Raw genomic sequence first — 8,412 nt, forward strand, 5'->3', positions numbered from 1 at the left:
ATGTCCAACAAAGGCAACATCGCCGAATTCTGGCAGCAGGCCGTCCGGCAGCAGCTCGATCAGTGTCCAGCGCTGCGGTCCGATTCCCAGACGGGCAGCCCGGTCGTGGCCGCGCTCCGCTCTGCCACGTCGCGCGCGGCGGAGATCTCCGCGGCCTTCGGTCGGATCGGCGAGCGCACCCGCCGCGATCCCCATCTCACCGAGGCTGGCAAGCGGGACAAGATCACGACCGTGGCGACCCGCGACACGCTCGGTCCGCTGAGGCGGACGCAGCGCGAGGTGGCCGAGGTGAAGGCGCAGGTCGCCGCGAAGCGTGCCGCGTGCGTCGTCCGGCGCGGCACCGACCCCGTCGAGGAGATGAGACGCCAGGAGGTCCGCGCTTTCCTTCGCAGTCTGCCCGATCCAGGCAAGCGGATCGGCGCAGCGATGCAGGATCCCGAGATCGCCCGCGCCGTCGTGGAGGCCAGCCCGATGCTGTCCGGCATGGATGCGGCGAACTACCAGCGTATCCACGATGAAGTCGTCAAGGCCGAGCATGGCGACGTGCTTGCCGAACTGGATGGGCTGAAGGAAGTCATCCAATACGCTGAGAACATCATGGCGTTCTGCCACAACTCAGTCCGTGATACGCTCGGCGAAAACCGGGAGACTGACAAGCTGATCGCGGATTTCAACAAGGAATACGACGCAAGCTAAGCGTCAGAGATCGCGCCGTCCCGTGGTGGGTGGCGGCGCGATGGAGGCCCTGGCCGCTCCGCCGTCAGCCACGCGGCGTCGAGCGGCCGGGCCGACCCTGAGTTTTTCCGGCGGCTCCCCTTCGCCGGAACGGGAAAAACCATCCATGACCGACACCGATCGCGCCAACATGGGCGCTTTATTCCGTGAGGTCGCGACGAAATTGGGCGGCTACGTGCCCGGTCGCGGCATGGTATTCAGCGACTGCGTTGCCCGCGCTCTCGGCTACTACGATGCTACTTTGCTCAGAGCGCACATGCGAGACCCCAACAATGTCGAGTGGCGCCGCCGCCTGATCGACGCGGTCGCCATGCTGAAGGCGGCGCGTCCGTGAGCGGGATCGGCCGATCCGCCGGATCCTCGCCGAGCAAGAATGGCAATGCCCACCGGGGCCCGCGTCGTCGACATTAGATCGTCTGTGGCTATCAACTGCCGCGGTGATCCTTCCGCCATGCGCTCGGCGCCATGCCAGTCCAGCGGTGGAAGGCACGCGTGAACGCGGGCGGCTCCGAGAACTCCAGGGCGGCCGAGATCCTCGCTAAGCTCAGGTTGGTGTTGGCCAGCAACTGCTTGGCCATTGCGAGTCGCGTCTGATTCGCGACGGACCGAAACGTCGTTCCCTCGGCCTTCAGGCGGCGGGCCAGTGTGCGCTGATGGATCGCCAGCGACTGCGCGACGTGAAGCCTCTCGATCCGCTTCTCGCTCACCGTCGAGCGCACGCGCCGCCGGACCTCGTCGGTCAGGCCGGACGGGATGACGGCCTCAAGCTGCTGGATGCGCCGCTCTACGGCCGCTCGAATGAGCGGGTTGGCGCCCTCGACCGGTCGCCTCAGAACCCGGGCTGGGAACACCAGCGCCGCGATCTCCTGCGAGAACCGGACCGGGGCTCGGAAGAAGCGCGTGTAGGGTGTGGTATCCTCTGGTTCCAGACGCGGTAGCAGCACCTCCTCCGGGCTCCAGTGAGGGCTGCACAGCGACCGCAACACGCTGGTCAGCGCCGCAATGGCTCTCTCGCAGTGGAGCGCCACCCCCTCGATGTCAGGCTCATACGGCGCATAGCTCACGATCGCGACCGGGCCGTCGATCGACAGCTCAATCACGGCACCGCGGTTCAGGAGATCGTGGTGCGTCCGCACGGCCTGCAAGGCGTCGCCGACCGTCTCTGAGTGACGCATCCGCGTCCCGAGCAGACCAAGCGAGGCGAGAGTGACGCGCTGACCAATGAGGAGGCCGAAGTGGGCGCACTGCGTCTGGTCGGCGGCCAGCGCCGTCAAGCGGCCCAACGACGCGAACGAGATTGCTTCGATGGTACCAAAGATCTGCGTGTCAATGCCGGCCAGCTTGAGGATCTTCTCGGGCTCGATTTTCAGCTCAACCAGAATGTCGCAGATCGCCTGTACCGCATGAACGTGAACGAAATCAATAGGAACATGTCCTGAAGGAATGACCCGCAAAGGGGTGATTTGCCCCTTGCATTTAGACAAACCTATATTTAATCCTAAGTCATAGCCTTGACCGTCGCCAGACGACGCATCAGAGTCCATGGCTGCGTCTCCAGTGTTTCTGGGTCAGCTAACTCACGTAGATCACGATCTCATCGTCTTCGCAATAGAGAAGCAAGGGGTCAAACCCGTAGCTGTAACAGCTACGGGCTTGACCCAAAGCATATCATTGGCATTGAATTGCGAACAATCGATTTGCGCTGAGGGCGTTTGAGACCTTCTCATCGTAGCCTCGACCCGCGCCACAGCGGTGTGGGCCTCAGGAAGCTCTGCTTCTTCACCGCGCGGGCCGCGCCAGCAGGATCGCCGTCCTGACTGCCATCCGCATCTCGGCCTCGGACGAGCCCCTCGCTGCCAAGACCTCACGAGCGTGAGAGCTGGCCGCCATAATCGCGCAAACATCGATCGCGATGTCCTCCGCGAGCGGGCGAGGGCCGGGCTTCGGATCGCTCAGGAAGTCCATTACGGCTGCGTCGAGTTGCTCGTCGGTGACGAGCTTGAGCTTGTAGAGGTCGCCGATTGTCAGGGTATCAGCCACGCTTGAACTCCCGGACCGCATCGGGATGCGGACTGGCCGATGCGGGTCTCGATCACGCCTTCGGTGGTGATCTGGACGTCCCCCTATCAGTCTCGCGCGTTTCTGCGACGGCGCTCGTTCACCGCCTTATGGCCGGCGGCGCGGTGGGGCGCCGCGGCGCGTGTCGCCTGGCCCGGGGGCTTGGCCTGCCCGGGGAAAGTGTCGGGGGTGCCGCCCGGGGCGCCGGCTGCGCGCTCCGCGCCGCCCACGGGACCTCCGGCTTGCGACCCCGCCTTGTTGTAAGGCGAGCCACCCTGCGCGAGGACCGCTGCGGGCAGTAGGGCCAACGACGCGGCGAGAAGAGCTGCTTTGATCACGGGCGGTATCCTCAGCACTATCCTTGTCTCTGTACGATGCCATGCTGCGGTATGCGCCACTTGACCCAGTGGGACTCCGCTGACACCAGCCGATCCTGCCAGGGCGGGCGGGCTCTTGTCGTCCAAACGGGCACCCATGCGAACGGCCGGCTTCTCGGACGCCGCACTCAGCCTGCGGAACGTCCAGACCGCGATGGGCTAGCTCAGGTGAATGCGCCGCCCCGGCGGGCGTGGTCGGGTAGCAACCTCATGCGAACCCTCGAACTGGCCCGCCCGGCGCCCCCGTCGAGGCGGGCTTCCTTCTGCAAGGCGTCACGCTCTACGGCTAAGCCGCTCGTGGCAGGAGGCAGCGCATGGCCGACGACTTCAACATCCGGGACGCGCTTGAGGCGCTCCTCCGCGAGGCCGGCCAGATCTTCGACGTATGCGACCGGGACGACAGCTGGGCCCCGACGGCGTCGTTCGTCGTCGAGATCCAGGCTCACGCCTGCTGCGAAGCGCTGAACGGCCTGGAGGGCCGCGAGCGGTATAAGGTGACGAAGCGGGCGGCCTAAGGGTCCCCTCCCGAGCCGGCGTTCCTTTGTGCGGGCCGGGTCCTTGAGGACCCAGGGAGCCCGACCCGCGGCCCGTCCGGGAGTTGGGACCTAGGAGCAGGCGCGCACAGACTAGCACAGTTTAGCCGCCCGCCCGCGACGCCCCGCCGGAGGCCGATCAACTGGCCCTCGACTGGCGCCCGGCCCGAGGCCCGCGCGAGACCTTCGGAATGCTGTCCTGAGGGCCCATAACGCGCACCATACTGCCACTTATGCGAATGGGCCGCCGTCACGCGCGTGAGGGCGAGCACAACCCTCATTCCGCTACACGCAACAGCCGGTTGTCGGTGGGATTCAGACGCTTCGTCACCTCAACCGAGGCTTTGAATTTCACGTCGCGCTTGGCCGGAACCGTGACCAGTTCTCCCGTGCGAGGGTTGCGGCTTGGCCGGGCATCTCTCGTTACCGTTTTGAACGCCCCGAAGCCGCGCAGCTCAACCCTGCTACCATCGGCCAAGCCCTCTGCGATCCTGTCCAAGACCGCGCGTACGACCGCGTTAGCCTGGCCAGAGCGGAGATGCGGGTTCAGTTCCGCGATGCGTCGGGTGAACTGCGATCTAAGCATATAGCCATGGTGGAGCGCGGCTCGACGAGGGCAACCCTGTCGATGGTTGGATCCTGCACGGCCCTTCGCGCGCGAGGCCGAGCACAACCTACATTCCAGCAGTACCAACCTGAAGCTTGGGCGCGTTCCAAGGTCGGTGGCGGTCTCAAGCGGCAGTCCGGTCTGCGGACGTCCGTTCACCCGGACCGGCTCGCCTGTCTGGGAACAGTAGACACCCCAGCCACCACCGATGCCGTCACGGAACGGGCCTCGGCCGCGAGCCGTTTAACGGTCTCATAGGAGGAGATCGCCATGGCCGACAAAGACCGCATCGAAGGGTCCGCCGATCAGATGAAGGGCTCGCTCAAACAGACCGCCGGCGACTTGACCGGTGACCAGAAATTGAAAAGCGAAGGGACGATGGACAAGGTCTCCGGCAAGATCCAGAACGCGGTCGGAGGAGCCAAAGACGCGATTCGCGACACGTTCTCGTCCGACAAGGACAAAAAGCCCACGTAACCACAACGAGGGAGCCCGCGGGCTCCCTTTCTCGTTGAACCAATCCCGTTCCTGTACAAACGGCCGGACCCCAATACGCGCCGACCCACGCCAGCCAAGCTGTCTACTCCTCCCATCGGGGGCACAGCATGGCGCAGGTTCGCGTCCTCGACCCGCTGACGGGCCGCGTCGTCTCGGTCGACCTGCCCTGCCCCCTGCTACGCGTCCCGCTCCACGCCCCGCCGAAGCTGTTCGAGAGCCGCGTCCAAGCCCGGTGCAGGGCGCGACGGCGCCGGAGAAGCCGCAGACGGTGCCGCCGACCGCCGTCCCGGCAGCTTGAGGACGGTCACCACGGGGCGTTCCGGCTTCCTAGTAGGTCTCTGACTATCTGAAGGGCGCGCATTTCTGCATCCAGGGGGCGGCGGCGCTTTAGCCAAGCCGACCATTCCCGCGAGAGCACGGTCACCCGGTTCGGCAGGTTACGGTCACCGCGTCGGCGGCGCTCTTCGATCCGCACCAAGCCGTCCAGCTCGGCGAGCCGGATCGCGTCCTGGGCGAGCCGGTGCGAGACGCCGGCCCGGGCCGCGATCTCGCCGACCGTCAGGGTGCAGTCGCCGTTCGCCGCGATCTCGTCGCCGACGATGCCCAGGACCGCGAGCTGGCCCGTCGTGAAGCGCGCAGCCGTGGCGGGCGGCAGCGGCCCGGAGAAGGCGATCGTGCGACGCCTCTCCAGGGTCTTGAGGCGGTCAGGGCTCCTACAGCGGCGTTTCGGGGGGAAGAGGGTCCGCAGTCGACCGAGCGGCACGACGGTCGCTGGCGCGCGTCTGGCGGGCATCCTGGCCCTGATCGCGGCGTCGGCTTTCTCATACTCGGCCTCGGTGATCCGCCCGTCCGCGTAGGCGCGGGCGAGGTCCCGTAGCTCTTGGTCGTGATTCATCAGTCCCGGCCCTCATAGGGCCGCGGCAGATCGATCGGGCGCGCCGGTCAGGGCGGTCCGTCTCCAGACAAAGCCTCGCCGTGCCGGAACTGCCACGTTCCGGCTTGACTCCCGAGGGAGGCTCTGGCGATATCCGGAGTGCGAACTTTCGGACATCGCCGCTTCGGCGGTTCAGCGGCCTCCCGGTGCCACCCGGGGGGCCGTTGGCTTTTTAGGGGTTCACTGCGGCGGCGGTGGATCTCCTGCGTGTCGACTCGGCGGAATGCGGGCCGCACGACGTGGCATCAGGCCCCAAGCGGCGCCGTTCGTCAAACCGACGCACGAACACCTGGCCGCCACCCGTTCGACACCAATTCGCAATCCTTCGTTAACCATCACGTGCCAGCGTCGGACGCCCGTCCATCGGGTGTACGGCGGGTGTCTAGATGGCAGAGGAATGGTTTACATACAGTGCGTTAGGCGAACGCCTTGGCATCTCACCTGAAGCAGCGAGACAGAAGGCGATCCGCAACCACTGGCCTCGCCGGGCAGGCAATGATGGGAAGGCGCAGGTCCGAGTCGACATCGAAGAGGTGATCGCCTCGACCATTCCCCGGAAGCCGCGGGAAGAGGAGCCGTCCGACGCCTGTCCGACACCCGAAGCACTGCCCGTCGAACCCCCGTCGGACGCCCGCACCTTCGCAGCCCTGGAGGAGCACATAGCCACGCTCAAGGCTATGGCTGCAAAGGCGGAAGAGATCGCGGAACGTGAGCGCCAGCGTGCGGACCAGGAGGGTGTACGGGCCGACGCCGAAAGGGCTCGCGCGGATGCCGAACGTGCCCGAGCCAACGAGCTGGTTGACCGCATCACGCAGCTCCAGAACGACGAGCGCGCGAGCCGCGCCACGATCGAACGCGAACTGTCCGAGCTGCGCGGCGTCGTTGACCGTCTGAAGCGCCCATGGTGGCGGCGTCTGGCCGGCTGACGCCCGTTCGACACCCGTCGTACGCGCGAACCCACGTGGGCCGAGCACAGCCTCGTGAACGGGCGTACGGCTTCCACGGTGTGTGGGTGTCGGCCGGGCGTCGGACAGGTGATCGCCTCGGGCGCGGCTCCTCCCATCGCTGCCCGCCGGCTTACACCCCACCTTAACCCCACGGCCCCAAGCTCCCCGACAGGCAAGCGCCCCCTTGCTTGCCAACGAGGCGGCCGGGCCTGGCCAGACTTATCGGCCCGGCCGCCTCGTTCTCCAGACCGGCCCCGAGCGGCGAATGCAGATCTACCGCCGGCTGCGGGAGCGCGGCTTCAGCCCCGTCCAGACGCTCGCCATGATCGGCGTCAGCGTTCCGCTTCTGGTGGCCGGCGCGAGCATCACCCTGCTCGGCACGCTCGACGCATGGGGCCTGGTCGAACCGCTCCGGGCGAGCATCCCCCGCGGGTAGCAGGGACCTGTCGGTCCTCCGCAAGCGACGTTTAATCGTCGCCCTCGGGCTCGACACAGGACTCGACGAACACCCGGCGCACCTCGCCCCGCAGCCGCTTCCTCACAGCTTCAGCGTCACATCGCGCCAGTAGGGCGGGATCCACATCAGTCATGCGATCCGGGGTGGCGGCGTCTTCGCTGACCTCCGGGGCTGGTTGGTCAGGAGCAAGCAAGGCGGCGTGTGCGAATACCGCGCCGGGCAAGCTCGCCAGGAGCACTGAGGCGCGGAGCGCAACGACGTAAGCCTTCATCAGCCCCCCACCCTGAACTGCCAAGATTGGCCTTGAACTTGCGGCATAGCGTAGGCGAGTGGGGCCAGTCACTACACACTGCTTGAGTCCAAGCGCGCTGGGCTTCTGGACTCACATGATGGACAGGCCGCGTCGGCTCGGCAGGGCCAGCGCGGCGCTGGTGGTGGGGACCAGCGGGCTGAAGCCTCGCGGTACCGCGAAACTCAAGCCGGATTGACGCGTCACAACCCAAATCGCTCCCGCGCAACTACGAGGCGGGCTTGAGTAATCGAGCCCGCCCCTGACGGGATGTCGCAATTGTCGCACCAGAACAAATAGTGTCCGAGCCGCGCGGCGCCGGCATTGACGGTCAATCCCTGTCGTCGCACCCTTACGTCCGTGCGCGGGCTCGGAAACGCAATGCGGTCCTGGCCGGAGACGTGGAACATGGACGGCGAAGGAGATCTTGATGGCTAGGAGAAAGCCGAAGCCCGACTGGCCTGCACAGGGCCGGATCAGAGCCTGGAGGGCGTGTCGCAAACGTTCAACGCCCGAAAAAATCGTCTCCGAACAGGGCGTGACGAGGCCTGCTCACCGCCTGCTGACCCCCTCCGACGAGGCTGGCGAAGCAGTTTGACGAGCCCGGTATCGGCCTGACGGACCGGTGTGCGCCTACGCGGGGAGCATAATTTTCTCCGCCAAAAATCTTTGCGACACGCCCCGCTCGATTACACCAAGCCGCCGCGTCCTCTGTGGCAGGAGCGTGAGGCCAGGGCCGAACGGGCGCAACTGCACGGCAACTTCGCCCGCGCGGTCAGTGCCACTGGCAAGGGCGCAGCCGTTCGGGAGTTCAAGAACGCTCACCTGTTTATGAAGGGCAAGCCGAGCCGTGACTTCGGGCGGGAGAGGTAGCACTGCAACGCGCAGACGTGTATGCACGTATGATAAAATACGGGCATAGCCGTAGTGGTGTGTGCGTGGTACGCTCCTAGGCGGATGATTCGAACAGGCCGCCC

10 protein-coding genes are annotated in these 8,412 nt (G+C 66.1%); 6 read left to right on the plus strand and 4 right to left on the minus strand.

Annotation, left to right across the window (positions count from 1 at the left end):
• Both QA634_RS35455 and QA634_RS35460 read left to right on the plus strand, forming a co-directional pair.
• Positions 1 to 696, plus strand: coding sequence for a hypothetical protein (locus QA634_RS35455; protein WP_012290023.1), 696 nt, complete (start codon positions 1 to 3; stop codon positions 694 to 696).
• A gap of 145 nt (positions 697 to 841) precedes the next feature.
• Positions 842 to 1,069 carry a hypothetical protein gene (locus QA634_RS35460; protein WP_043703218.1) on the plus strand — a complete coding sequence of 76 codons (228 nt, stop codon included), beginning with the start codon at positions 842 to 844 and terminating at the stop codon, positions 1,067 to 1,069.
• Between the two features lie 91 nt (positions 1,070 to 1,160).
• Here the strand turns inward: QA634_RS35460 and QA634_RS35465 are convergent, their stop codons facing one another.
• The gene (locus QA634_RS35465; RefSeq protein WP_012290025.1) at positions 1,161 to 2,279 is read right to left on the minus strand and encodes an AraC family transcriptional regulator; all 1,119 of its coding nucleotides are present in this window, start codon (positions 2,277 to 2,279) and stop codon (positions 1,161 to 1,163) included.
• Positions 2,280 to 2,514: 235 nt separating this feature from the next.
• On the minus strand, positions 2,515 to 2,775 hold the full coding sequence (locus QA634_RS35470; RefSeq protein WP_012290026.1) for a hypothetical protein: 261 nt from the start codon (positions 2,773 to 2,775) through the stop codon (positions 2,515 to 2,517).
• Positions 2,776 to 3,484: 709 nt separating this feature from the next.
• Between QA634_RS35470 and QA634_RS35475 the strand changes: the two genes are divergently transcribed.
• Positions 3,485 to 3,685, plus strand: coding sequence for a hypothetical protein (locus QA634_RS35475; protein ID WP_012290028.1), 201 nt, complete (start codon positions 3,485 to 3,487; stop codon positions 3,683 to 3,685).
• A 295-nt stretch (positions 3,686 to 3,980) separates the two neighbouring features.
• Here QA634_RS35475 and QA634_RS35480 read toward each other — a convergent pair whose 3' ends face one another.
• Positions 3,981 to 4,289, minus strand: a complete 309-nt coding sequence (locus QA634_RS35480) for an HU family DNA-binding protein (RefSeq protein WP_012290029.1) — start codon at positions 4,287 to 4,289, stop codon at positions 3,981 to 3,983.
• Between the two features lie 291 nt (positions 4,290 to 4,580).
• Here QA634_RS35480 and QA634_RS35485 point away from each other — a divergent pair, with 291 nt between their 5' ends.
• Positions 4,581 to 4,787: a CsbD family protein gene (locus QA634_RS35485; RefSeq protein WP_012290030.1), complete on the plus strand. Its 207-nt coding sequence runs from the start codon at positions 4,581 to 4,583 to the stop codon at positions 4,785 to 4,787.
• A gap of 325 nt (positions 4,788 to 5,112) precedes the next feature.
• On the opposite strand, the gene QA634_RS35490 is transcribed toward QA634_RS35485, so the two are convergent.
• Positions 5,113 to 5,703 (minus strand): hypothetical protein, encoded by a 591-nt coding sequence (locus QA634_RS35490; protein WP_012290032.1) that lies wholly within the window; start codon positions 5,701 to 5,703, stop codon positions 5,113 to 5,115.
• Positions 5,704 to 6,128: 425 nt separating this feature from the next.
• On the opposite strand from QA634_RS35490, the gene QA634_RS35495 reads away from it, so the two are divergent.
• Both QA634_RS35495 and QA634_RS35500 read left to right on the plus strand, forming a co-directional pair.
• On the plus strand, positions 6,129 to 6,668 hold the full coding sequence (locus QA634_RS35495; protein WP_012290033.1) for a hypothetical protein: 540 nt from the start codon (positions 6,129 to 6,131) through the stop codon (positions 6,666 to 6,668).
• 286 nt (positions 6,669 to 6,954) lie between these two features.
• Positions 6,955 to 7,125: a hypothetical protein gene (locus tag QA634_RS35500; RefSeq protein ID WP_168169204.1), complete on the plus strand. Its 171-nt coding sequence runs from the start codon at positions 6,955 to 6,957 to the stop codon at positions 7,123 to 7,125.
• Positions 7,126 to 8,412: the final 1,287 nt, after the last annotated feature.

The organism is Methylobacterium sp. CB376, assembly GCF_029714205.1.
Taxonomy (GTDB): Bacteria; Pseudomonadota; Alphaproteobacteria; order Rhizobiales; family Beijerinckiaceae; genus Methylobacterium.

Bases quoted from the DNA above. Each gene is read 5' to 3' on its own strand.
- QA634_RS35455 (WP_012290023.1), top strand. From the start codon at position 1: ATGTCCAACAAAGGCAACATCGCCGAATTCTGGCAGCAGGCCGTCCGG.
- QA634_RS35460 (WP_043703218.1), top strand. From the start codon at position 842: ATGACCGACACCGATCGCGCCAACATGGGCGCTTTATTCCGTGAGGTC.
- QA634_RS35465 (WP_012290025.1), bottom strand. From the start codon at position 2,279: ATGGACTCTGATGCGTCGTCTGGCGACGGTCAAGGCTATGACTTAGGA.
- QA634_RS35475 (WP_012290028.1), top strand. From the start codon at position 3,485: ATGGCCGACGACTTCAACATCCGGGACGCGCTTGAGGCGCTCCTCCGC.
- QA634_RS35480 (WP_012290029.1), bottom strand. From the start codon at position 4,289: ATGCTTAGATCGCAGTTCACCCGACGCATCGCGGAACTGAACCCGCAT.
- QA634_RS35485 (WP_012290030.1), top strand. From the start codon at position 4,581: ATGGCCGACAAAGACCGCATCGAAGGGTCCGCCGATCAGATGAAGGGC.
- QA634_RS35490 (WP_012290032.1), bottom strand. From the start codon at position 5,703: ATGAATCACGACCAAGAGCTACGGGACCTCGCCCGCGCCTACGCGGAC.
- QA634_RS35495 (WP_012290033.1), top strand. From the start codon at position 6,129: ATGGCAGAGGAATGGTTTACATACAGTGCGTTAGGCGAACGCCTTGGC.
- QA634_RS35500 (WP_168169204.1), top strand. From the start codon at position 6,955: ATGCAGATCTACCGCCGGCTGCGGGAGCGCGGCTTCAGCCCCGTCCAG.